At 39.6% G+C, this 24,037-nt stretch carries 20 protein-coding genes and 1 tRNA gene; 9 read left to right on the top strand and 12 right to left on the bottom strand.

Annotated elements, in window-relative coordinates:
* Nucleotides 1-19: 19 nt before the first annotated feature.
* The 4 genes from ACOWPH_RS03610 to ACOWPH_RS03595 form a co-directional block, all read right to left on the bottom strand.
* Nucleotides 20-880 (bottom strand): phycobilisome linker polypeptide, encoded by an 861-nt coding sequence (locus tag ACOWPH_RS03610; protein WP_015214034.1) that lies wholly within the window; start codon nt 878-880, stop codon nt 20-22.
* A 213-nt stretch (nt 881-1,093) separates the two neighbouring features.
* Nucleotides 1,094-1,582, bottom strand: a complete 489-nt coding sequence (gene cpcA / locus ACOWPH_RS03605) for a phycocyanin subunit alpha (protein WP_015214033.1) — start codon at nt 1,580-1,582, stop codon at nt 1,094-1,096.
* An 86-nt stretch (nt 1,583-1,668) separates the two neighbouring features.
* Nucleotides 1,669-2,190, bottom strand: a complete 522-nt coding sequence (locus ACOWPH_RS03600; RefSeq protein ID WP_015214032.1) for a phycocyanin subunit beta — start codon at nt 2,188-2,190, stop codon at nt 1,669-1,671.
* Between the two features lie 715 nt (nt 2,191-2,905).
* Nucleotides 2,906-3,826, bottom strand: coding sequence for an RluA family pseudouridine synthase (locus ACOWPH_RS03595; RefSeq protein WP_015214031.1), 921 nt, complete (start codon nt 3,824-3,826; stop codon nt 2,906-2,908).
* 1,167 nt (nt 3,827-4,993) lie between these two features.
* Here ACOWPH_RS03595 and ACOWPH_RS03590 point away from each other — a divergent pair.
* Nucleotides 4,994-6,019 carry a response regulator gene (locus ACOWPH_RS03590; protein WP_015214030.1) on the top strand — a complete coding sequence of 342 codons (1,026 nt, stop codon included), beginning with the start codon at nt 4,994-4,996 and terminating at the stop codon, nt 6,017-6,019.
* 17 nt (nt 6,020-6,036) lie between these two features.
* On the opposite strand, the gene cobA is transcribed toward ACOWPH_RS03590, so the two are convergent.
* Genes cobA through ACOWPH_RS03575 form a run of 3 tightly spaced genes read right to left on the bottom strand, consistent with a single transcriptional unit; the run spans nt 6,037 to nt 8,163 of the window.
* The gene (gene cobA / locus ACOWPH_RS03585) at nt 6,037-6,783 is read right to left on the bottom strand and encodes a uroporphyrinogen-III C-methyltransferase (RefSeq protein WP_015214029.1); all 747 of its coding nucleotides are present in this window, start codon (nt 6,781-6,783) and stop codon (nt 6,037-6,039) included.
* Nucleotides 6,776-7,507 carry a sirohydrochlorin chelatase gene (locus ACOWPH_RS03580; protein WP_015214028.1) on the bottom strand — a complete coding sequence of 244 codons (732 nt, stop codon included), beginning with the start codon at nt 7,505-7,507 and terminating at the stop codon, nt 6,776-6,778. The genes cobA and ACOWPH_RS03580 overlap by 8 nt, the downstream gene beginning before the upstream one ends.
* A gap of 44 nt (nt 7,508-7,551) precedes the next feature.
* Nucleotides 7,552-8,163, bottom strand: coding sequence for a TetR/AcrR family transcriptional regulator (locus ACOWPH_RS03575; protein ID WP_015214027.1), 612 nt, complete (start codon nt 8,161-8,163; stop codon nt 7,552-7,554).
* Between the two features lie 76 nt (nt 8,164-8,239).
* Between ACOWPH_RS03575 and ACOWPH_RS03570 the strand changes: the two genes are divergently transcribed.
* A complete protein-coding gene (locus tag ACOWPH_RS03570; RefSeq protein ID WP_015214026.1) occupies nt 8,240-8,683 on the top strand; it encodes an acyl-CoA thioesterase in 444 nt (147 codons plus the stop codon).
* Nucleotides 8,684-8,783: 100 nt separating this feature from the next.
* A complete protein-coding gene (locus tag ACOWPH_RS03565; protein WP_015214025.1) occupies nt 8,784-9,209 on the top strand; it encodes a hypothetical protein in 426 nt (141 codons plus the stop codon).
* 12 nt (nt 9,210-9,221) lie between these two features.
* Here the strand turns inward: ACOWPH_RS03565 and ACOWPH_RS03560 are convergent, their stop codons facing one another.
* Nucleotides 9,222-10,742: a serine/threonine-protein kinase gene (locus tag ACOWPH_RS03560; protein ID WP_015214024.1), complete on the bottom strand. Its 1,521-nt coding sequence runs from the start codon at nt 10,740-10,742 to the stop codon at nt 9,222-9,224.
* Nucleotides 10,743-10,817: 75 nt separating this feature from the next.
* Complete coding sequence (locus tag ACOWPH_RS03555) at nt 10,818-11,198, bottom strand: DUF4359 domain-containing protein (protein ID WP_015214023.1); 381 nt, start codon at nt 11,196-11,198, stop codon at nt 10,818-10,820.
* Nucleotides 11,199-11,316: 118 nt separating this feature from the next.
* On the opposite strand from ACOWPH_RS03555, the gene ACOWPH_RS03550 reads away from it, so the two are divergent.
* The 3 genes from ACOWPH_RS03550 to ACOWPH_RS03540 all read left to right on the top strand — a co-directional run bounded on the left by ACOWPH_RS03550 (nt 11,317) and on the right by ACOWPH_RS03540 (nt 14,816).
* A tRNA-His gene (locus ACOWPH_RS03550) sits at nt 11,317-11,390 on the top strand.
* Nucleotides 11,391-11,641: 251 nt separating this feature from the next.
* A complete protein-coding gene (locus tag ACOWPH_RS03545) occupies nt 11,642-11,824 on the top strand; it encodes a hypothetical protein (RefSeq protein WP_096713154.1) in 183 nt (60 codons plus the stop codon).
* A gap of 571 nt (nt 11,825-12,395) precedes the next feature.
* Entirely contained in the window at nt 12,396-14,816 is a 2,421-nt protein-coding gene (locus ACOWPH_RS03540) for a sucrose synthase (RefSeq protein WP_015214022.1), read from the top strand.
* Nucleotides 14,817-14,852: 36 nt separating this feature from the next.
* Here the strand turns inward: ACOWPH_RS03540 and ACOWPH_RS03535 are convergent, their stop codons facing one another.
* Nucleotides 14,853-15,401, bottom strand: a complete 549-nt coding sequence (locus ACOWPH_RS03535) for a peptidoglycan-binding domain-containing protein (RefSeq protein WP_015214021.1) — start codon at nt 15,399-15,401, stop codon at nt 14,853-14,855.
* A 340-nt stretch (nt 15,402-15,741) separates the two neighbouring features.
* Nucleotides 15,742-16,860: a calcium/proton exchanger gene (gene cax / locus ACOWPH_RS03530; protein ID WP_015214020.1), complete on the bottom strand. Its 1,119-nt coding sequence runs from the start codon at nt 16,858-16,860 to the stop codon at nt 15,742-15,744.
* Nucleotides 16,861-17,332: 472 nt separating this feature from the next.
* On the opposite strand from cax, the gene ACOWPH_RS03525 reads away from it, so the two are divergent.
* Nucleotides 17,333-20,032, top strand: coding sequence for a DUF3536 domain-containing protein (locus ACOWPH_RS03525; RefSeq protein ID WP_015214019.1), 2,700 nt, complete (start codon nt 17,333-17,335; stop codon nt 20,030-20,032).
* 814 nt (nt 20,033-20,846) lie between these two features.
* A complete protein-coding gene (locus ACOWPH_RS03520) occupies nt 20,847-21,761 on the top strand; it encodes a DUF4344 domain-containing metallopeptidase (RefSeq protein ID WP_422665670.1) in 915 nt (304 codons plus the stop codon).
* Nucleotides 21,762-22,044: 283 nt separating this feature from the next.
* Here the strand turns inward: ACOWPH_RS03520 and ACOWPH_RS03515 are convergent, their stop codons facing one another.
* A complete protein-coding gene (locus ACOWPH_RS03515; protein WP_042464791.1) occupies nt 22,045-22,833 on the bottom strand; it encodes a DUF1868 domain-containing protein in 789 nt (262 codons plus the stop codon).
* 92 nt (nt 22,834-22,925) lie between these two features.
* On the opposite strand from ACOWPH_RS03515, the gene holA reads away from it, so the two are divergent.
* On the top strand, nt 22,926-23,915 hold the full coding sequence (gene holA, locus ACOWPH_RS03510) for a DNA polymerase III subunit delta (protein WP_015214016.1): 990 nt from the start codon (nt 22,926-22,928) through the stop codon (nt 23,913-23,915).
* Nucleotides 23,916-24,037: the final 122 nt, after the last annotated feature.

The following is a 24,037-nucleotide window of genomic DNA, read 5'->3' as shown; positions in this document are numbered from 1 at the left end:
TGATCAACAGCAATTTACCTTACGTTGATATGACGCTGACGATTTTGCCACCTAGACGGTGAATTTGCTGCATTTTGTCTAGCAGTCTTTCGTAAGGTACAATATATACTGTGCTGCTTCGTCGCACGCTGGGGTAGCCTAGACCGCGAATGCCTGCTACTTCAACTCGGTAAGTGCGATCTGATTGCCCTACTGCATTACCTAAATTTTGCTTAGGAGCATTATCCGCAGATGCACGGAAACTCCAGTTATTGTTGCTGCCAGAAGGACCAACAACTGAGGAAGAGGTATTACTAGCCAATTCCCGCGCTAACCGAGATTTAGAGCCTTCAACTTGAGCAGTATCGCTGTTGGCATAACCACGGTATAAACGGAACATCCGGGTAAAACCAGCAGCACTTTGTCCAGCTTGAAAATCAAACCCGCGATAGTAGGGAACTACATTCTCGCCGAAGCTATTTTGATACTCCTGAGAATCAATGTAGGAGTCAATTTCAGCGTCGTAACCTTGGTTAATATATAAGTCTAGGTGATAAGTCACTTCTGACTCATTGTATGGTGCGCGACCCAACAAATGTTTGTAGTTGAGTTCGATCAACCGGGTTTGAAAACTGTTATAGAAAAATTTTGCTTTGTAGAGTTCTGATTTGGCAACGCTCCGCACGAACTCACGCACTGTAAAATTGCGATCGCGCAATAGTGACTCTGCGCTGACCAGGCGATCTGATGCCAAGATATAGTCGTTTCCTAAGACTTGCCGATAAACAGCTTGGATCACCAATTCGACTTCTTCTCGGCTGGCGTTGGGGCGCAGTTCAACTCGACGTGCCTCGCTAAAAGGCTCTGTTCCCAGCCTAGATGCTGCTGTTGTAATTGCCATTTTTTTTCCCCTATTTATTTACACTACGGTTTTTATCACCGAGTGCTGTCTGAATAAAGCTTGTTATTTATACCTACATAAAACTATGCCCGGGGCGAGATCCAACTGCTAGGTGATCCAGTGCGGTCTTGGGTACTTGCCCACGAACCACTGGCTAACCCCGTAGGGTTGATTCCATCCAGCATTTGCATCCCTCTCCGGGCATGACGCTATCTAGCTTAGAGCGTTGATTGCGTAGTCAATGTAGGTGTTAGCTTCGTTAGCAGCTTGACCGCTCAAGCCATGATTGCCCTTGATGTACTTCAGAGCTTCTACGTACCAGCTGGGAGACAAATCAAACGCGCTGTTGATTTCAGACAAGCCAGCAATCAAGAATTCATCCAAAGGACCTGTACCACCAGCAACTAGGCTATAGGTAATGATGCGTAGGTAGTGACCAACGTCACGAGCGCACTTGGACTTACCACGGCTATCAGATGCAAATTGAGAGCCTGGTGTAGAGGTGGTGTAAGGGAATTTTTGGTATACAGCACTGGTTGCGCCATCAACCAATTTTTGAGCGTTAGCTGTCAAACCACGAGCAGCTTCCATACTAGCAACGGCACGTACAAAACGACCGTTAACAGCTTGTAATTCGGTGTTGCTCAGGAAACGTCCTTGGGTATCAGCAGCTGCGATCGCTTCGGTAATTGGTGTTTTCATGTTTTCTTATCTCCTTAATTGTTTCTTAGCTTTTTTTTACTTGGAGAAAATCTCCAACTTTTAGCCGTATCGGCTATTTGAAGTTATTACGCAACAGCCGCAGCAGCGCGATCAAAATAGCTAGCCAATTCAGAAACTAAAGAGCTGCAATCACCCTTGGTGATACCGTTAGGATCGTTAACGATGGAGATTGCTGCATCTTTCATTTTGCCAACACCCTTAGCTACTGAAGCACCGGGAGTACCCAAAGCTTGGTAGGTTTCGCGCAAACCGTTCAAGCAACGATCATCTAAAACACTAGCGTCACCAGCCAATGCTGCATAGGTAACATAGCGTAAGATGATTTCCATGTCGCGCAAGCAAGCAGCCATGCGACGGTTGGTGTAAGCGTTACCACCAGGAGCGATCAAGTTAGGTTCGTCTTCAAACAAAGAACGAGCTGCGTTGGTAACAATATCTTTAGCGTTGCTGGTGATGCGGTTAACTGTATCCAAACGCTTGCTGCCTGCGTTAACAACTGCGGTTAAAGCATCTAGTTGTTCGGTGCTGAGGAATTCGCCTCTAGCATCAGCTTGAGAAACAACCTTGGAAAATACATCTAATGTCATGGACTCTAAATCTCCTAATTACTTAGTTGAGAGATGTTTTGATTAAAACTGCGGATGTTTTATCAATTTAGAAACGGCTGACAACGAACTGCAATTAAACTGTCTCTCAACTTGGGTTCTCATTTCCTTGGCAATGATGATGAGCCATAAATATGAGAATCAGAGTGAATTTTATGAGAAACACGCAAATCTAATGAACTAGTTGCATCGTTTAACTTTGGTCTGTTGTTTAACCCCTTCAGCTTATGTTTATACAATGCTATAGATCCATTATTTGTTACAAATTATGAATAAATAAGTTGAGGGAATAAGAAAAGCCCCAACTCCTTCACATACAAGGAGTCTGACTGAGAAAAGTCTAATATTTTCGTTACAAAACTTCATAAAACCCGTTAATAATAGAAAATTTTCAGGGGTTAAGAATGTTTTAATAATTCCAAAAATCCATAGCAGAACTAACTTTGACGGATTTTTACAGTTTTCCCGCTTTTAGTAGTTTTTGTTACAGAACGTAAAATTTACATTTCTAAATTTTTTCAAAATTATTTATGAGTCTCTTTAAACTTCCCCCCTGGGGGGATTTAGGAGTTAGGAGTTAGGAGTTCGGAGTTCGGAGTCAGGAGTCAGGAGTCAGGAGTCAGGAGTCAGGAGTCAGGAGTAAATTTAATTGTTTCTCCTGAACTCAATACTCGGTACTCAGTTTCCTAATCCCTAGTCATCTACGGCGCAAAACCTGGAGCAAAGTTGTAAATGTATGGGGAAGATCTGCGGTTACTTGAATGGCAACTCCAGAAATGGGATGTTGTAACTTGAGTTGCCAAGCGTGTAATGCTTGACCGGGCAAATTTACCCCTATGGAACGACCAGAACCATAAACTGAGTCACCGACAATAGGATGACCAAGCTTGGCGCTATGGACACGAATTTGATGAGTACGTCCTGTTTCTAGTTGGAAGTGGATTAACGTGTAGTTGCCGAGGCGTTCTCGGACTTGCCAATGGGTGATTGCTGATCTTCCCCCTTCTTCAATGGGAATAATTGCCATTTTTTTACGGTCTTGGGGATTGCGACCAATGGGTAGGTCAATAATCCCATTTTCCGTTTTTGGGACACCGTAAATCACGCCCAAATACTCTCTCTTGGCAGTTTTTGCTTGCAGTTGTGCCTGTAGGCTTTGATAAGCAATATCTGTTTTAGCGATCGCGATCGCACCCGTAGTATCCTTATCCAGTCTGTGAACAATTCCCGGTCGTTGTACACCACCAATTCCCGGTAAATTGGGACAATGTGCTAATAAAGCATTGACTAAAGTTCCATCAGGATGACCAGGTGCGGGATGAACTACCAAACCTGCGGGTTTATTGAGAATTAGTAACTGGTCGTCTTCGTAGAGAATGTCTAAGGGGATATCTTCTGCTACCAATTTCAAAGGTTGCGCTGCGGGAATTTCTAAGGAAATGCGATCGCCTGCATTGAGATGAATCTTTTTGGAAGTGCAAATCTTGTTATTAACCTGCACATGACCTTGTTCAATTAACTGTTGCACACGAGAACGTGATACATCTGGCAATTCTTCAGACAAATAGCGATCCAGGCGTTCACTTTTTTCTTCGACTAGGAAATTAATGGCGGTCATCCGATTTTGGATTTTGGATTTTGGATTGACCCACGGTTAAATCCGGGGGTTTGTAGCATCAAGAAATTATTGATCACAATTGGTTCATTTTAAACAGTTAGGTGTGAAAATTTAGGAGACAGCAGGCAAAAGATAAATACTCCTCATGCTGCCCCTGGCTGAATTGTGTAATTATTGCATTACCCATAAACATCCTGATAGTTAATTATCAAAGCTGAAAAGAATAAAACAAACACGGGATTAGACCGGAATCGGTTGGTGAGAAAATAGTACGTACTATTTTTACGATACTTTGTACTGTAGTAATTATAGCGTTTCCTAGTCTAATGAGGTACAAATTATCTGCGTTTATCTGTGTTTAATTCTTACTTCTTGCACCTCACTTGAAGGGGAATTGCTATATCTGTGATAGCGTGTAATTCCATTTTGATTTTTGGATTGTGAAATATTTACTTGTCATAAATTTGAGTTTGATAGTTGTCACCATTGTTTTTTAAAATTGGTGTAATCACGAGTAACTTTAATCAGAAACAATCTGATGATGTAAAAAATACTTGGTAACATATATTCATCGGGAAAAAATTATTTTTACTATTGACTTCAATTTTTTATAATTGGTTTAAAATACTTTTTTATTTTTCTGACAAATCTATAGTAACCTGAATTTAGTAAGTAATTATTGAGCATCTACGATTTATCTAAAAATGGCTATTTTTTAGATATTTACCGTCCTCCTCAAACCTAACTGCAAAATAGCCCTAAACCGTAACTCCATAACAATGAAGATAGTTTGTGTCTATGTAACTGTAGCAGTTATTGATGTTGTAGAAAATTTTCTCCCCTAGATCAGCAAGAAAAGCTGTGTGATTTTAAACAACTGCGAGAAAGTAAGAGATTTAAAATCTTAGATGAGCCGGGTTAGCGAAAATACAGAAAGTCAGCCTGATTTTTGGCATACTCTTTTCTGGGTTTTTCAGCCTTTGACATTTAGGAGTGGGGTGTGGGGTGTTGGGTATTGTGTATCTAGAGTAGAGGCTTGCTATACTCACCACAATGTAAACCGCTATCTTGATCTGGCAGTACGTCCAAAAAGACCGGTGTGAATCCCCAACGGGTGATTCACAAATTCTAATTTGCAAATTTTTATTTGATGTTAAAGCCGTGCTAATGAAAACGCTTCCTATAAGTAGATACAGATTTTTCCAAAAGCTTCAGCCCCTATCCCTCTTAAAAAAAATCACCAGTAAGTCTGTTACTGGCTGTCTACAAGTATTTAGCACTTCCGGGGCTTGGTCAATATATGTACAAGAGGGTAAGCTGATTTATGCCTGCTACTCAGAGCAAATGTTTGAGCCGCTATATAGAAACTTACAGAGGTTAAGTCAAAACAATTCCACTCTTCCTAGAGAGATTAACGAGCAGTTGCAGACAATATTTGAAAAGGGTGTTGAAAATCAAACAATACCGAATCCAGATTATTTAGCTATTTGCTGGCTAGTTAATGAGAAATATCTTAGCCCCTTACAAGCGGCAATGCTGATTGAGCAATTGTCTTTAGAGTTTCTAGATTCATTTTTGAAAATAGAAGAAGGAAGTTATGAGTTTATCCCTGAAAGTTTTCTGGATGATTTACCCAAGTTTTGCCATTTGAATTTACGCTTATTAGTCGAAAAGTGTGAAGCAGGTGTAAAAGTATCTCCAGAGCAGTTTTGGCAGTATAATCAGCCAAAAACAAGTTCAACGATTGAAGTACAATTACCTCCAATCGGTAACAGACTAGTAACTGCGGACAGACATAAGCCAAGTTATGCACGACCTACTGGCAAAAAGAATTACACTATTTTTTGTGTAGATGATAACCCTGTAGTTCTAAATACTATTAGAGGTTTTTTAGATGAACAAATATTTTCTGTAATGGGTGTTACAGATTCTTTAAAAGCTTTAGTAGAAATTTTCCGCGTCAAACCAGATATGATTTTGTTGGATGCGTCTATGCCGAATTTAGATGGATATGAAATATGTGGGTTATTGCGGAAACAGGCATCTTTTAGAAATACACCTGTGATTATGGTGACAGAAAAACCTAGCTTAGTAGATAGAGCTAAAGCCAAGCTAGTGAGAGCTTCTGGTTGTATGACTAAGCCTGTTAATCAAGGCGATTTACTGAGAATCATTTTTCAGCACATGGTTTAATATTTGCTCGATTGAGACTACTGTGGACGACACCCAGACAGTATACTGTGCATCTTCACGACCGATCCAATTACTGCTATCGCTGGGGCGCTAAATCCAGTCTCTTCTACTTGCTTGACGATTGTACCTAACTGACCAATTAATTCTTCTTGTTCTGGACGAGTACCCCATCGTACCAAACCAATTGGTGTCTCTCCACTTAATCCAGCCATGCTCAACTGTTCCACGATATAAGGTAGATTGTGGATACCCATATAAATCACGATTGTTTCTGAGCCTTGCGCGATCGCTTGCCAGTTGACTTTCGGTCGATATTTACCCGCAGACTCGTGACCCGTTACAAATGTCACTGATGAACTATACAGACGATGAGTAAGCGGAATACCAGCATAAGCCGCCGCCGCAATTCCGGCTGTGATCCCTGGCACAACCTCCACATCAATTCCCGCTTCTAGCAATTCTGCCATTTCTTCGCCACCACGCCCAAATATAAAGGGATCTCCACCTTTCAAGCGCACGACGATGGCATGATCCTGAGCTTTTTCAATTAATAAATGATTGGTTTCTTCCTGCAATAGTGAATGTCTCCCCATCCGCTTACCTGCGTTAATTTGCTCGGCTTGGGGATTAATCATGGCCAAAACTGCCGGACTGACTAAGGCATCATATATAACTACATCTGCACATTCCAACAGACCTTTGCCTTTGAGGGTCATGAGTCCGGGATCTCCGGGGCCTGCACCTATTAAATAAACTTTACCCAAAAACTTTTTCCCCTTCTGTTGCTAAATCCCAAATTAAATCAGCTAGTTCTGTACTTACTCCTAGAGGCTGTGCCAATTTGAATGCTACTCTAGGGAATTGTAATTTTAACTCTTCTACTGCCAGTGCGATCGCATCTGTTATGCCACCAGTGAATAAAAAGTATGGCAAAATTGCAATTTGCTTATGACCAGCAGCAACTAATTCTTTTACCCTTAATTCTAAACTAGGAGCTACAGCCCAATAAGCAGCTACTGCTCCCAAATTCATGGCTATAGTTTCTACTGGCTGTTGAGAACCAGAACGACGGCTACCATGAGCTAACAAAATCGCTGCTTCTACTTTTATAGTAGCCATTGTTTGAGTGAACAATTTTTCTAAATCCGGGTGATTACCTAAATATGGTTTCAGGTCAATGATGATATCTTGACCAAGTGCTTTTTGAGCCAGTGCCACTTCTGCGGGAATATCTGTCATCACATGAACTCCCGGTACTAGAAACAAGGGGACAATTTTTAGGCATTTACACCCCAAAGCCAAAGCCGTTTTAGCAAAATCTTGAATTTGCTGATGTAACGGTTGGATATTTAACTCCAAAGTCGCTATACCTACCAAATTTTCACCATTTGCTAACTTCTGACTAATCAGCTTTGCCAGTTGCCGCATAGCAATCTCTGGACGTGGGTCACGACTACCGTGAGACAATAAAAGATAGGCAGAAGGCATAGGCTAAGGTACAAACTCAGTATTGTATATTAAGTAAATAACACTTAAGCATCATTTTTTCCAATTCCTCCAAGTAGAGATGCGATCGCTCCTTCAATTCGTTGCCATCCGCTTGGTGAACTGAAATCAATTCCTAAAAATGTGTCGTTAACTTTGCTTCGTAAAACTAAATAAACAATTCCCGCAATCAAAACTGCACTGATAGCAGGGATATCTTGATCTGGGGGGAAGGAATACTTCTGCTTCAGAAATTTTAAACTCTCAATCGCTACCTGATCTCGCACTGTTGCTAACTCATGGGTTAACTCATTACCTTCAAGCAATTCCCAGCGGATAATTTCTTGGGTGATAGGTCGTTCTTGCAAGTCATATAGAAAGCGCGTCAGCAACAAAACCATCGCATCAGCCAGTGATTTATCATCAAAAACAGTTTCATCTGCAATTAATTCTGCAACTGTAATCCAGTAGTTGCCTTCCTTGCCAAAGGTTTGTAGCAGCGAGGGAAGATTTTCAAAATATCTATAAATCAAAACCTTATCAACCCCGGCTTCACGAGCGATCGCATTTACCCCTAGTTGCTCAAAGCCTGATTCTGCCAAAAGTTTACCAACCGCAGCCAGAATTCGTGCTTTCGTCTCTTCTTTATCTCGCGCCATAAATCCTTCTCATTTACTTGTCACCAATTGGTGACTATGATAATATGTCACTGATCGGTGACTTAAAAAACTGAAAATGCAAAAAATTGTCTTTGAGTTAGAGGTGTATTCTTTCCACATTGATTTTATTGGTCATGTTAACAACATTGTTTATATTCAGTGGATGGAAATTGGACGGACAAAACTACTCGAAGCCGTTGAGATGCCAACACAGAAAATCTTTCAGCAAGGGTTTGCTCCGGTTTTAGTTCAAACCAACATCACCTACAAATTACCGCTCTATTTGGGCGAACGTGTACAAGTAGAAATGTGGATTTCTGAACTGAAAAATGCTTCTGCTATTATGCAGTTTTGTTTTTATAACGAACAGAAAATATTAGCCGCAGAGGGATGGCAAAAAGGATTATTTGTGGATAGACAAACAATGCGTCCAAGGCGATTAAGTCCAAACGAACGGTCTTTGTTTTTACCTTATGTGCATTTCCCGGTAGGCGATAATTTAATAGTTGAAATGTTGTAAAAAGATAATTATTATTTCTTTTACTCACTCAAATTCAGCCAACTTAAGCATCATAAAGTTGGTGTGCAGTTAAACCTATTCAATTTAAGAAAACCTGATTATGAATCTTGAACTCAAACATCAGAATTTATTGAAAATTCTGCTAATTGCCAGCGTTATTTCTACAGCTATTCATTTCACTGATAATTATCTATTCATCAAGCAATATCCTCAACCAGCCTGGATTACAGCCTCTTCAATTTATCAATCTTGGCTTATTCTCACAGCCATAGGAATTACTGGGTATTGGTTGTACAAATATCGCAAGTATTGGCTCTCTTATGCTTGTCTGTTGGTCTACTCATTCACAGGTCTAGCAAGCCCAGGACATTATCTTTATGGGACTATGTCGCAATTCTCAGCCAAGATGCATCTGTTTATTTGGACTGATGGGTTGACTAGTTTAGCGATATTAGGATTTATTTTCTGGTCAGCATTAATCCTCAAAAAGTGGCAGCAAGAACCTAGCCCCACTGATAATATCTAATTTTAATACCAATTACCCATTACCTAACAGCTTTGTAGCCAAAGTATTCATATGTTTCCACAATTGAGTACCACCAACCCAATTATGTGAAGGTAAACGTCCTTTAGGTGCTGACGACATAAAAAATAAGTTATGAGTAGGAGAGTTAGATTTCATCAAATTCCAACCCACAGCACTGCAAAACTGGCTGTAATCTCTGCCACAATTTTCATAAATTTGGATCTGCACAGTGAAACCAAAATGACCTTGACTATATTTTGTCCATAATTGGTCAATTATCCGTAAGTCTTCATCAGGTAAGTTTTCTAAATCACTTTTAAATAAATAGCTGTTCACGGGCTTAGATAAAGATTTACACATTACCACCCAAGTCTCTTCATCTGCTTGTTGCCATTGTTTGGCCATTAGTAAGTCACGTAAACGCTTATAATCAACTCCTGTGGCTGAATTTAGGGTATTAACTGGCTGTTGTTTCACTGGTTTTACTTCTACGTTGATTGCAGCTAAAACTTCTGTAGCCGAGTGATAACGTTGGGAAAGGGCATTTTGGAGGAGTTTATCAAGAATTGCGCTCAAACGGTCGGAAATACGATCGCCATTTGGTAGATAATTTTGCCATATCCAGCGATCGCTTGTCACGTCAAACAACTCAAAGGGAGAAACACCAGTTAACAAGTAAATGCAACTCACACCCAAACTGTAAAGATCACTAGCAGGTAAAGCTTTACCCCGCATTTGTTCAGGAGCCATATATTCGGCACTACCCACTGTAGTACCAGTATTTACCAAAGCTGTAGCAGTAATTTGTTTAGCAACTCCAAAGTCAATTAACACTATATTTCCAGGTACAGAGTTGTCGGTGCGATTTGCTGCCTTGATATTACTAGCTGGTAAGATTTTCCTTGGCTGTTGTGGAAGAGACAGAGATTCCAGTCCACCAATAGTCATGGTAGAACCTTTATTTAATAATGCAGCGTTAGTAATTGGTTGAGGATCTTCAAATTCATTCCCAGCTATCGGAATATATCTCCGCATGATATTAGCTGGTTTAATATCCCGATGAATCACCCGTCGAGCATGAATAAATTGCAGTACAGGTAATAAATCTTTAAGCAATTGCCAAATATCAACTTCACCAAATACACCTTGTTCTTGCAATTCCTGCGCTAAAGTCCGCCCCACAATTAATTCCTGCACCAAATACAACTGGCTGTCTTGTTCAAAATGTGCCAATAATCGGGGAATTTGGGGATGTTGCAATTCATCTAAACGCACCGCTTCCTGATGAAATAATTGCACAACCTTTGTAAAAATAGCCCGATTGGGATCTGAAAAATAAAGTTGTTTGATTACACACCTGGGTTTTGAAGGCAAATGATCATCTACAGCCAAAAACGTTCTGCCAAATCCACCACTGCCAATAGGATAAAGCGCACGATAACGTTCTTTGAGTAATAATGGCTTACCACATTTGAGACAAAATCGACTAGTATCTAGATTTTGCGGATACAGACAAGCAGTACAAAAACTCATTACAAGTCATTAGTCATTGGTCATTGGTCATTGGTCATTAGTTACTTTCTTATCTGTCACCTGTCACCTGTCACCTCATTGCTGTTCAGCCTTATAAGTATAAAAGTTGTCCAACGCTCCTACAGTTTCAAATTTATAGTTAGGTAATAAATTATCAAGCTTAAGTTCAGTACTGTAAACACTAAAAACAATATAATTTTGCCTTTTTGTTGTACTGGCAATAATATCTCGCATTTGTGGGTTAACTGACTCAATTAATTTATCGCAATTAAATTGTATGAGATTTTGCAAGAAATTCGGTGTTTTTTTGCAAACATCCGTTTTTAAGTAGGTTGTCAGCCGTTGCACCGCATACTCTTCATACTCAGCCTGTTGAGGATTTGTCTTGGCCATCGTCACTCCCAAGACGGCGATTCCTGCCGCTCCTACAGATGTAATAATAGTCCAGACTTTCATATACTCTCGATTGTGATGTGGTCTTTATACTATTAAAGATTACAAAGAAATCAACTCAATTTCTGGCAAAAAATATTGACCACTTTTGCGAATGCGTGCTATACTCAATTAGTGGATGGCGAGCGTAGCCAAGTGGTTAAGGCAGTGGTTTGTGGTACCACCATTCCGCGGGTTCAAGTCCCGTCGTTCGCCCTTAAATATCTAAAATGCTATACAGCAAATAGATTTATTACTTAAAAATGGAAGCTGATGCACTTAATTAATCAGCTTCCATTTTTGCTGTTATTGAACGCACATTAAGCCTTAGAAAATTCCTAAAAGAAAGATGAAACTTAGCCCACAGAAGATAAGAAACGTGATGATCATCATGTTGCCTATACTGTGGTCAGGAGATGTTAAATTTTGTGTATTGTCAGCCATAAGTTATAGCAATTCCCAAACTCATGAAATACACCCCACCCGCGCTGTCGCGCACCCTCCCCTTACCAAGGGGAGGGGTAATTTTGTATCTAAGAGAACTCCACAAAAAAGATGATCCAATCTTGTGGGATGGGCATCTTGCCCGTCCTTGTATTATTAGCGGGCAAGATGCCCGCACCACAAGAAATTTTGGGGTATTTTTTTAATTGGAGAACTCTAACTAGAGTGGGAAAGGCTATATCGACCAGATATTAATGACTTAATGCTGAAATTATAACCAAGAGAAATTAAAAATTTAGTAGAAAATATCAAAAATTAATTTTAATTTATTTAAGTTAAAAATAGCTATTAGGGAACACCAAAAAATAAATTACCCAAACAAAAACCGTAGGGTGGGTTAGCGACAGCGTAACCCACCATTATCGTTGAATTTATGGTGGGTCAGAAGCTATAAATCATAAGAGGTAGAACTCTGAGTTATATTGTTGAAAATCGCTACCAGACCTCTATCAAAAGTTAGAAAAAAGGTACTTCTGCTATTAGATACCAAAATAGTGTGATATAGATAATTTAGTTCAATTAGGACTTACGCACAATACAACGAAAGTAGTGGTATTTCATGAATTACCGCTACGGAATAATCAGTTTTTCGGTTACATCTTGCGTAAGTTCTGTCAATATCAACACGTTCTATTTATTTACTAAACCTTCAATACTCAGAAAATATCTTGAGACGTGTTGGTCTACTTTGCAAAAAAATATTATTTTGTGTTTGTCATGTCTGAATTACTCCAAACATTACTAGACAATGAAGAAAAAGTTGATTTACGTTCATTCATTAGTGACTTACGCCAGCAAGATAAGAAATACTGGCTCAGGAATGATATAATTAATGTCTATGGTGATTACTGTTCCAAATACTCTAAATCTGAGCAGTTCTGCACTGCCTCAAATTTAGGAAACCTAATTTACTATACACAGGAGATTATTCAAGAAGAATCAAGCTTCTGTTTTATAATTCGGCCGAAGATTGCGAGTCAGGAAGTTTATCGGCTGACGGAAGAATTGGATGTGATCCCAATGACGGTACAGGAATTGTTAGATCTGCGCGATCGCTTCGTCAACCAATTTCATCCCCAAGATGGTGATCTGTTAGAACTTGATTTTGGCCCGTTTTATGACTATTCCCCAGTCATTCGCGACCCAAAGAATATTGGTAAAGGGGTACAATTTCTCAACCGTTATCTATCCAGTAAACTGTTTCAAGACCCGAAACAATGGCTAGAAACCCTATTTAATTTTTTGCGCTTGCACCATTACAACGGTGTGCAGTTATTAATCAACGATCGCATTCAATCACAGCAACAACTTTCTGTACAAATCAAGAAAGCCATAGCTTTAGTGAGGGATCGCCCTAAAAATGAACCCTACGAACAATTCCGGTTTCAATTGCAGATGATTGGTTTTGAACCTGGTTGGGGGAACACAGCCGAACGTGTACATGATACCCTAGATATTCTCGATGAACTAATTGACTCTCCTGATCCTCAAACTCTCGAAGGTTTCATCTCTCGTCTGCCGATTATTTTTAAAATAGTTTTAGTTTCTGCTCATGGTTGGTTTGGACAAGAGGGAGTTTTAGGTCGTCCCGATACTGGAGGACAGGTAGTTTATGTCCTTGATCAAGCTAAAAGTCTAGAAAAGCAGCTGCAAGAAGATGCAATGTTAGCTGGTTTAGAAGGCTTAAATGTCCAACCAAAAGTAATTATTCTCACCCGCTTAATTCCTAATAGCGATGGTACTCTGTGTAACCAAAGGCTAGAAAAAGTACATGGCTCAGAAAATGCCTGGATTTTGCGTGTACCCTTGCGGGAATTTAACCCCAACATGACTCAAAACTGGATTTCCCGATTTGAGTTTTGGCCTTATTTAGAAACCTTTGCTATTGACTCAGAAAGAGAACTATTAGCAGAATTACAAGGTAGACCTGATTTAATTGTTGGTAACTATTCTGATGGTAACTTAGTGGCGTTTTTATTAGCCCGACGGATGAAAGTTACCCAGTGTAATATTGCCCATGCGTTGGAAAAATCTAAATATCTGTTTAGTAACCTATACTGGCAAGATTTGGATGATAAATATCATTTTTCCTTACAATTTACTGCTGACTTAATCGCTATGAACGCGGCTAACTTTGTTGTCAGCAGCACCTATCAAGAAATTGTTGGTACAACGGATAGCATCGGACAGTATGAGTCTTACAAATGTTTCACTATGCCAGATTTATATCATGTTGTTAATGGCATAGAATTATTTAGCCCGAAATTTAATGTTGTACCACCGGGGGTAAATGAGAATTACTATTTCCCCTATACCAGGAATCATGACAGAGTAGAAAGTGATAGGTTAAGGCTAGAAGAAATTCTCTTTATTCTAGAAGATCCGTCCCAAATCTTTGGTAAACTCGACGATCCTAACAAGCGTCCCCTATTTTCAATGGCACGTCTTGACCGAATCAAAAATTTAACTGGTTTAGCAGAATGTTTTGGTAGAAGTCCAGAATTACAAGAGCATTGCAACTTAATTTTAGTCGCAGGTAAATTGCGTGTAGAAGAATCGGGGGATAATGAAGAACGAGACGAAATTATCAGGCTTTATCACATAATTGACGAATATAACCTCCACGGCAAAATACGCTGGCTAGGTGTGCGCTTAACCAAAAGCGATTCTGGGGAAATTTACCGCGTTATTGCTGAACACCAAGGAATATTTGTGCAACCTGCTTTATTTGAAGCATTTGGGTTGACAATTTTGGAAGCAATGATTTCGGGATTACCAACTTTTGCTACCCAATTTGGTGGACCACAGGAAATTATTCAGGATCAGGTGAATGGGTTTTACATTAACCCCACAAATTTAGAAGAAACAGCCGCTAAAATTCTGGAGTTTGTGAGTAAGTGTGATCATAATCCTAATTATTGGTCGGAAATTTCTCAGCACGCAATAGAGCGAGTTTATAGTACCTATACTTGGAAGATTCACACTACCAAGCTGCTATCATTGGCACGGATTTATGGCTTCTGGAATTTTAGCTCCAAGGAGAATCGTGAAGATTTATTGCGCTATCTAGAGGCTTTATTCTATCTAATTTATAAACCCAGGGCGCAGAACTTATTAGAACAGCATAAATATCGCTAAGTTCTTCTGGGACAGGTATCTTGCCCGTCCCAACCCTTAAATTGACAACTCCCACCAAGTTCTTTGACCGACTATACCATCTACTAATAAACTGCGCTGATTCTGAAAGGCTTTGATAGCTGCCTCTGTCAGAGGCCCAAATATGCCATCAATTCGGATACCATAGCCGTTGGATACTAACAACCGCTGCATAATTCTTACAGATATACCTGAGCTACCAAAACGTAAAGTTGGCATAGGTTGCCTATTATATCCTTGATATCGTGCTAATATCTGCTCTTTGGTAGGGAGATCCTGGGCATCGGCTAAGTTTAAAGATATTGATGACAGGTGCTTTTGTCGGATTTGCTTTAATATTTTGTCTCGCTTGATGGCGATCGCGGAAATTTTAGATTTCTCTCTTCCATCTGTTTCTATAAATTCAGGTGGAGTGATTTGAGAAGTTGAAACTAACGGAGATAATTGACTAATGCTTGACTTCTGCACGCCATTTTCGATCCGAAATGGTCGTTGCTCCGGCAAATGGGGCAAATTTGGTTGAGTTGTGCTTAAAACGCCCGTCATTAGCAGGCCAATTTCAGTCATCGTAGTTCATCTCATATCTTGCACCTATAAGGATAAACCAGGAGTAGACAAACAATAAGGTAAAACTATGACTATCAATAAATAAATTCGTAAGAATTCAGGAGTCAGGAGTCAGGAGTCAGAATGCTTATGAAATGAAGATATAGAGAGAAGCAAGATTTTATCAAAATCATTAAATTTGACTCGAAAAGTCTTTATTCTCCTGACTTGGAGTATTCTCTATCCTAAATACTTACAGAAATTCTTTTACGTAAAAATCTGCCTTAAATAAATTACGAGTTATTTTAAGTTTGTTTGTGTCCAAAGCAATAGCAGGCATCGCTCTGGACACTGGATTGATCTAACCCATAGTGTCAACAACCGGATGGAAATAGAAAGCAAAACCCAAAACCGTATAGGCAGCTAAGAGTAAAGTTCCTTCCAACCAATTAGACTTACCATCAGAACTAATGCTGTTAGCAATTAATACCGATACTGCCACTGCCACCAATTCAAAGGGATTGAAATCTAAATCCATCGGCTGACCTAATAACCGCCCAGCAATTACTAAAACAGGGGCTACAAATAGGGCAATCTGCATACTAGATCCTACAGCTACAGATAGAGAAAGATCCATCTTATCTTTCATTGCTACGGTGACGGCTGTAGCGTGTTCTGCGGCATTACCGACAATAGGCAATAAAATCACCCCTGTAAATAGTGATGTTAAACCTAACTTGGATGTGGCTACTTCTAAAGTATCAACTAGCAATTCTGACTCTAGGGCTACTAGCAGGGTACATACTAGTAATACACCAGTCCAAAGCCAAAGATTTGGTTTTTCTTCAACGATTTCCTCTATTGTTGCATCTGTATCTGCTGCTTCTATCTCTATCTCTGCTACACCCACGTCATATAAATAGGCATGGGTTTTCATAGAAAATAGCAGTGTTAAGCCATAAACCAGAATTAAGACGACAGCAACGGCAAGGGAAAGATTCTGCACTGTTCTTTCGTTAATGCCAACAGAAGTATAGTTCATCGCTGTTGGTAATAAAATGGCAATCACTGCCAAATTCATTGATGAAGCATTCACCCGTGCTACAACTGATTGAAATGTTTGCTCTTTGTAGCGTAGTCCACCCAAAAGCATGGAAAAACCCATGACTAAGAGTAAATTACTAATAATCGAGCCTGTGATGCTGGCTTTAACAACATCTATTAGCCCGGCATTGAGGGCAACTAAAGCAATAATCAGTTCTGTAGCGTTACCAAAGGTGGCGTTTAATAACCCTCCTAATGATGGCCCCACAACTACGGCAATTTCTTCTGTGGCTGTACCCATCCAAGCTGCTAAGGGGAGAATTGCTAGTCCAGCGGTAATGAAAACTATTAAGTCTCCCCATTCCAGAAAGTGAGCGGTTAAAGAGATTGGTATAAACAGTAACAAAATTGCAAAAATGATGTTTTTAGCTGACATTTTTGATCTCGAATTTTGGGTATCAGATGCCTATGATACTCTCAACTGTCCGTGAAGCTATTCAGAAATTTCACTGTTTGTCACATGGCAGCAGAGATATAAAATAAGATGGCGATTTAATTAGTAGTTGCAATCTTTTGTTGTAAAACTATGACTTCACGCCAGGATTTCATCACTAAGCATAGGTTTTAATGGATTAAAAGAGTATTAGTTTTCTTGGCTGATTGGCGTTGCTAGTGATAAAATTCACAGTATGTATCTTGATTCTATAATTGATGCTCTTTTGCATTTGGGGACATGACTGCGCGATAATGCAGATTTCCCGTCAGATTAAGACTATTTTGCCGAAATTTCGATTCACCTTGATTTCAATGATGTTGTTTATACCGGATTTTGTGAAAAAATAACCGTAAAAATGTTCCTATAACTATACTTTCGCTACAAATACAATTTTACTTGGGATACAAATATCATGACTTCTGCTGCTGAAACGCCAGTTAGCTCCGGCTCAAAATTGCAATCAAACCAAGATTTTCAACATACCCTAAATAACGATCCCCTGACACAATCTCAGGGTGTATATGTAACTGTACATGGTCATTTTTACCAGCCACCAAGAGAAAATCCTTATTTAGATGCAATCGAACGCCAACCCAGTGCTGCACCTTTTCATGATTGGAATGAACGCATTCATTGGGAATGCTATCGCCCCAATGCCTTTGCCAGAGTGTTAAATGACCGCAACGAATTGGTGGGGATCGTCAATAATTATGAATACATGAGCTTTAATATCGGGCCAACGCTGATGTCGTGGTTGGAACGTTACGATATGGAAGTTTATGAGCGAATTTTGGAGGCTGATGCGAAGAGTAGTCAAAGATTGCATGGTCATGGAAATGCGATCGCTCAAGTATACAATCACATCATCATGCCTCTGGCCAATGAACGAGATAAACATACCCAAATTCGCTGGGGTAAAGAAGATTTCAAATCCAGATTTGGCCGTGATCCCGAAGGTATCTGGTTGGCTGAAACTGCTGTAGATTATGCCACTCTACAAGCTTTAGTAGACGAGGATATTCGCTTTATTGTCCTCGCACCATCCCAAGCCCAACGCTGTCGCCCCCTAGGAACACAAGACGATTCCCAACCTCAATGGCATGAAGTAGGTGGTAGTCAAATTGATCCCACCCGTCCCTATCGTTGTTATTTAAAACCTTCCCTGAGTATTGCCTCTTCTCCTCTGAGTTCAACTAATGTGACTAACTCAGATAAAACAGAAGGTTTACCTTATATTGATATCTTCTTCTACGATGGCCCGATTTCGCGGGATATGGGTTTTAGTGATGTGGTTTATAATTCCCATCACTTTGCAGGTAGGGTTGGTGCAGCAGTACGCGGGGATCATCGTCCAGCCCAGTTAATCTCTGTAGCGACTGATGGAGAAACCTTTGGACATCACAAAAAAGGAACTGAGAAAACCTTAGCTTATGCCTTTATTGACGAGTTTCCTCGTCACGGTTGGACGGTAACAAACTTTGCTCACTATTTGAGTTTAAATCCTCCTAGTTGGGAAGTGGAATTAAAGTCAATTACAGCTTGGAGTTGCGCCCACGGTGTAGACAGATGGCAGGATGATTGTGGTTGTGGTGGAGAAGGGGGTGTATGGCATCAACAATGGCGAAGACCGTTGCGGAATGCTTTAAACTGGCTACGGGATCAGTTAATTGAAGTCTATGAGGAATGTGGCAGCAAATTATTTCGTGATCCCTGGTTAGCGAGGGATGAATATATTCAAGTTTTGCGCGATCGCTCTCCGGCCAATGTTACTCGTTTTCTCTCCCAACATCAAACCCACAAACTGACAGCCACAGAACAAATAGATGCTTTGCGTTTATTGGAAATGCAGCGTCATGCTTTGTTCATGTTCACCAGTTGCGGCTGGTTTTTTGAAGAAATATCCCGCCCTGAAGGAACGCAAATTCTCCGTTATGCCTCCCGTGCTTTAGAATTAGCCGGAGATGTCGCTGGTATACAGTTAGAAAAAGGTTTCCTCAAACATTTGGGTTTAGCCCCTAGTAATGTTGAACAGTTTAAGCATGGTGCAGAAATTTATCGTCAGTTGGTGCTAACTGCCCAAATCGGGTTTAAACAAGTTGCGTCCCATTACGCCATTACTTCCCTATTTAATAATCACAACAATGCACCTGCGGTACAGAATGGGGATGAACACCTCAAAGCTTACCAAAAGCGCGTTTATTGCTATACCGCCCATGAACTAGATTATCAAATGCAGCGTATGGGCGCGTTAAGTATGGCAGTAGGACAATTAAAACTAGTGTCAGAAATTACTTGGGAAAGTGAAAATTTAGTATTTGCGGTTCTGCATTTAGGCGGTTGGGATTTTCATTGCTGCATTCAACCATTTACAGGCAGACGTGATTACACACACTTGAAAGAAAAGTTATTTGCATCTTTACAACGAGCAAGCGCGGCTCACGCTATTTTAGTGATGACGCAACTTTTAGGGGATGAAGCCTTTAGTTTACAAAATTTATTTGCCGAAGAACGCCACCGGATTATGCGGCTGTTAAGTCAGGAAACACTGACAAGACTCGACCAATTGTATACCCAAGCATACCGTGAAAATTACGGTGTGATTATGGCGTTTCATCGGGATGAGTTAGAAGTTCCCCAAGAATTGCAGGTAGCAGCGGAGATTGCTTTAAGTTATCGCTGTATGATGACCTTGAAATCTCTGGATCAAGATATTGCTGAACCGCAATTAAGTTGGAATCACATATTAGAATTAGAAGCGATCGCCACCGAAGCTAAAAATCTGCGTTGTCAGCTAAATATACCGGAAGGTAAGCAGATATTAGAACAGTTAATTGTGCGTTCTCTGGGACAACTTCTGCACGATGCGAATGGTTCTTTTGGTACAGATATCCAGCGTTTAGAAAAACTCATTGATGTAGGATATCAGCTAAATCTAGGGATTTCTTTAGAAAAATCCCAAGAACTCTACTTTAGCTGTTTGCATCATCACATAATCCCCCTGTGTCTTAGCAACTTTAACAATCCAGCAGAAGCTAATCAGTGTAGTCAATTGTTAAAATTAGGGCAAAAATTAGCAGTAGATGTCAGCATGATTTTGAAAAAGTTGGCTTAGGACGTAAAGAGTCACTGAGATGGGAATGATATCAAAACATAAATTCTTCCCATCTCTTTTAACCGTAATTAAATCGACAACAACTAAAATCTCTATCCATTGCACAACCACACGTACAAATGTGCGTCCTTGTTGATAGAGATTTTTTGGCAATTTCACCACAAATATAGCGTTATTGGCTTGTATACTAAAAACGGTTGGGAACTTTACTTTTAAACGCAGAGGTTCGCTGAGGTAAACGCAGAGTTTTTATTGAAGTTTTTCCTTTGAATTTTGTTATCTATAAAGTCGAGATATTAGCCGTTTTTAGTATAAGTTCAGGTTTCACCTGTTTGCAGTATATATTGAAATTAACCGCCTCAGTGGCTTTTTTGAAACTTTTCCCAAGTATTCAAGCCAAACACAAAAATAAATCCCCTTGCACCCTTACCTCTTTCTCAAACTTCCCAGTATTGTTTGTAATTTTTGCAACTACACTCTATTTAGCTGAGACTTACTCAAGTGTCACAATCAATGCAAGATTTCAGGGTGCGTCAAACTTCATAATTTGGTAACAATCAACGGATTTTTGGCATCTGAGACACCCTATTAGTATACTAGTTGCGTAAGTTTTGTAACTGATACAGCACTTTGCAGGTAAGGGTTGAATATTGCCATTTTTTTCTAATTAGGATTTAAATACTTAAGGATAAATACTGTGGCGTTTTTAACCACACAAGAATAAACTGTATTATTTATTGTTACCCGTTTCAGTGAAGAGTTTCTTCCCCTAACTGAATAATTTATTCTGCACAACTACTTATTTATGTTTTCCTTGTTTAAACCTTTACAATCAATTGATCTGAGACTAAAAGTTTTAACATTAATAAGTATTTTAACTATTGTGATAACTTTATTATTTATCAATGCCAGTTTTAATCAAGATTATTCAAAAATTAGTAGTAATAATATAGCCAAAACGACAAATATTAATCAGGTAGATTCTAGAGGAAAATTTAAAGTTGTTTATACTGCTTTACAGCGAAAGCATTCTATAGACAGACAACAGAGATTGCAAAAATATCAGTCATTTGAAAAATTAGCTAAAAAATTGAATGCAGTTTTAATCATTCCTAATGATGTCAAAATTATTTTGGGTGATTGTGGTGCTGTGAATGCCTATTATAAACCTTCTGAACATAGTATTACTATTTGTTATGAATTAATAGACAGGTTCACAGATGTATTTATGAACCACTATCAGTCAAAGAGACTAAATATCAATCTATCCGAAGTAGTTAATAAAGTTAATCGTCGGGTTGCAGGTACGACTATTTTTACTTTTTTTCATGAATTAGGACATACCTTGATCGATGAATTAGATTTACCTGTAACTGGCAAAGAAGAAGATACCGTTGATGAATTTTCTACAATTTTTTTGTCAGAATGGGGACAAGAATATGCAGCTTTGGCATCTGCTATCCAGTTTGGATTATCTGGAAATCGGGAAATAGAAATTGTTAGTAAAGATTTATCTTTTTGGGATGAGCATTCTTTAAATTACCAAAGATTTTATAATATTATCTGTTTGGTATATGGTAAAAATCCACAAGTATATGATGTTTTAGTAAAAAAAATAGGTATCCCTGCTCAAAGACAAACTACGTGCCGAATAGATTACAATAGGAAACTGAAAGCTTGGCGGACTTTACTAAGCCCTCATTTAAGAGCAGGTATGAATTTATTGTAAATTTAATTTAGAGCAGAAAACAGGGTTGAGAATCTCTTGATACAGTGGATTGCAGATCAATGAGGTACAGAATCTAAATTCAAAGCCAGTTGTACTCCTAACTCCTGACTCCTGACTCCTGACTCCTGACTCCGAACTCCGAACTCCGAACTCCGAACTCCGAACTCCGAACTCCTAACTCCTGACTCCTGACTCCGAACTCCGAACTCCGAACTCCGAACTCCTGAATTTTAGAATTACTTCTAATTCGTAATTAATGAGTTAATTACGAATTAGAAATTAATCAAAAATCTAAACTTGTCCAGTCTGGTTGACGATAATAGTGTGTCATGTTGTCAAATTTCCGCAATTCAACTCTATTGATTGAAATTTCTGGGAAATTTAACAACCATTGTTGATTTAACTCAGACAACATAGTACTGAGTTTTGTGCGGTCTAATTCTGTGGGAATTTCCCCAAAATAGCCTAATGTAATATGGGCTGTAAAGTTATAATGCTGCTCAATTCCCAAGCCCATTAATTTACGATTTTGATAAATTAGTCGGCGGAGTTGAATAATCTCCTCATAGCTGCGCTCATCTTTGGGTATTAGACAAACACCGACAGCCCTTGGCATCAGGATCAGTCCCAGCAGTTGCCAAGAAATGGGATTATTTGCCTTTGTCATGGATTCTTGATACTGTTGAAACAAGTCACCTAGACAAGAGTTCAGTTCTTCGGCAAATTGGGGATTTTTTTCAGTGGCATGAATGAAGGCATGATCCCAGATGAGGTCAGCTATGGTCACGTGAAAGCTGGCCGGAGGCACAGGTACAATCAAATCGCAGTTGAGTGGTAATTCTAAAAGCGATCGCTGATAAGACTCTATTTGGCTGTAAAAAGCAGCATTTTCTGTATCTTCTGCCGCAGGTGGAGCAATCAGCGTATAGCCAGGAAAAGGTGCTGGTTCTCTAATTCCAGAATTTAGCTGAAATTTAGAAGATTCCTGGATATGCTGAACTTGCGATTTGTAAGCTTCTGGTAGCGTCATGCGGGCTACCCGATTTAAATAGGTTTGGTAGTTGTCGTCCAATCTTCATTGCCTCGCGATCTCTTGATAGATTGTAGGGAAAATTAGACCATTTTGGGTTTTTGATTTTGGTCGTGTTCGGGGGGGGTTTATTTATGCCTATCTATGTTTACTGGGGTGAGGATGATTTTGCGATGGAAAAAGCGGTGGCTGTTTTGCGCGATCGCATTCTTGATCCCCTCTGGACTAGTTTTAATTATACCGCCTTCCCCCCAGATCAACCCGATGCCATCATTCAGGCTTTAAATCAAGTCATGACACCCACTTTTGGCGCAGGTGGGCGCTTAGTTTGGTTAATCAATACCACTCTGTGTCAACAGTGTCCAGAGAATGTGCTAGGGGAATTACAACGCACTTTAGCCGTAATTCCTGAAGATTCGTTTTTATTGCTTACCAGCCGAAACAAGCCTGATGAACGCCTCAAAGCTACAAAATTTTTGAAACAATTCGCTAAGGAGTTTCGGGAATTTCCCCTCATTCCCCCTTGGAAAACGGAATTATTGGTACAAGCTGTCAATCAAGCGGCTCAAACTGTGGGTGTGAAACTCACTTCCCAAACTGCGGAACTGTTAGCGGAATCTATAGGTAATGATACAAGGCTTCTCTACACAGAAATGGAGAAATTGCGGCTTTTCACTGAAGGTAGCAACAAACCTTTAGACGTAAAAACAGTAACTCAGCTAGTCAGAAATACCACTCAAAATACCTTACAATTAGCAGCAGCGATTAGAATCGGAGATACAGCTAAAGCTTTAGGGATTGTTGCTGATTTGATGAATGCCTCTGAACCTGGGTTGCGGATAGTTGCAACTTTAATTGGTCAGTTTCGTACTTGGCTATGGGTAAAGATTATGATGGAAGGTGGAGAGCGAAATCCTCAAGCGATCGCAAAAGCTGCCGAAATTGCTAACCCAAAACGCATCTATTTTTTACAACAAGAAGTTAATTCTCTTTCTGTACAGCAATTAATCTCATCTTTGCCCCTACTACTGGAATTAGAAGTTAGCCTTAAACAAGGAGCCTCAGAAACCTCAATACTCCAAACTAAAGTTATCGAACTTTGTCAAGTATGTCAGAGAAGGTAATTCATAATTCTCTTCCTCCTCCGGTCAAAATCTAGCTAATTTCGAGTTTACTGGAACTTCTTCTTCCTAAAATAATTCAAATCCACTATCATACCTCTAACATATACTCTGTGTCATCTATC

This window comes from Anabaena sp. PCC 7938, assembly GCF_049315035.1.
Taxonomy (GTDB): domain Bacteria; phylum Cyanobacteriota; class Cyanobacteriia; order Cyanobacteriales; family Nostocaceae; genus Anabaena; species Anabaena cylindrica.
This window is presented reverse-complemented; position numbering and strand designations above follow the sequence as displayed.

Excerpts from the sequence above, each read along its gene's own strand:
- ACOWPH_RS03610 (WP_015214034.1), bottom strand. The coding sequence starts at position 880 with ATGGCAATTACAACAGCAGCATCTAGGCTGGGAACAGAGCCTTTTAGC.
- cpcA (WP_015214033.1), bottom strand. The coding sequence starts at position 1,582 with ATGAAAACACCAATTACCGAAGCGATCGCAGCTGCTGATACCCAAGGA.
- ACOWPH_RS03600 (WP_015214032.1), bottom strand. The coding sequence starts at position 2,190 with ATGACATTAGATGTATTTTCCAAGGTTGTTTCTCAAGCTGATGCTAGA.
- ACOWPH_RS03595 (WP_015214031.1), bottom strand. The coding sequence starts at position 3,826 with ATGACCGCCATTAATTTCCTAGTCGAAGAAAAAAGTGAACGCCTGGAT.
- ACOWPH_RS03590 (WP_015214030.1), top strand. The coding sequence starts at position 4,994 with ATGAAAACGCTTCCTATAAGTAGATACAGATTTTTCCAAAAGCTTCAG.
- ACOWPH_RS03580 (WP_015214028.1), bottom strand. The coding sequence starts at position 7,507 with ATGCCTTCTGCCTATCTTTTATTGTCTCACGGTAGTCGTGACCCACGT.
- ACOWPH_RS03575 (WP_015214027.1), bottom strand. The coding sequence starts at position 8,163 with ATGGCGCGAGATAAAGAAGAGACGAAAGCACGAATTCTGGCTGCGGTT.
- ACOWPH_RS03570 (WP_015214026.1), top strand. The coding sequence starts at position 8,240 with ATGCAAAAAATTGTCTTTGAGTTAGAGGTGTATTCTTTCCACATTGAT.
- ACOWPH_RS03565 (WP_015214025.1), top strand. The coding sequence starts at position 8,784 with ATGAATCTTGAACTCAAACATCAGAATTTATTGAAAATTCTGCTAATT.
- ACOWPH_RS03560 (WP_015214024.1), bottom strand. The coding sequence starts at position 10,742 with ATGAGTTTTTGTACTGCTTGTCTGTATCCGCAAAATCTAGATACTAGT.
- ACOWPH_RS03555 (WP_015214023.1), bottom strand. The coding sequence starts at position 11,198 with ATGAAAGTCTGGACTATTATTACATCTGTAGGAGCGGCAGGAATCGCC.
- ACOWPH_RS03545 (WP_096713154.1), top strand. The coding sequence starts at position 11,642 with ATGAAATACACCCCACCCGCGCTGTCGCGCACCCTCCCCTTACCAAGG.
- ACOWPH_RS03540 (WP_015214022.1), top strand. The coding sequence starts at position 12,396 with ATGTCTGAATTACTCCAAACATTACTAGACAATGAAGAAAAAGTTGAT.
- ACOWPH_RS03535 (WP_015214021.1), bottom strand. The coding sequence starts at position 15,401 with ATGACTGAAATTGGCCTGCTAATGACGGGCGTTTTAAGCACAACTCAA.
- cax (WP_015214020.1), bottom strand. The coding sequence starts at position 16,860 with ATGTCAGCTAAAAACATCATTTTTGCAATTTTGTTACTGTTTATACCA.
- ACOWPH_RS03525 (WP_015214019.1), top strand. The coding sequence starts at position 17,333 with ATGACTTCTGCTGCTGAAACGCCAGTTAGCTCCGGCTCAAAATTGCAA.
- holA (WP_015214016.1), top strand. The coding sequence starts at position 22,926 with ATGCCTATCTATGTTTACTGGGGTGAGGATGATTTTGCGATGGAAAAA.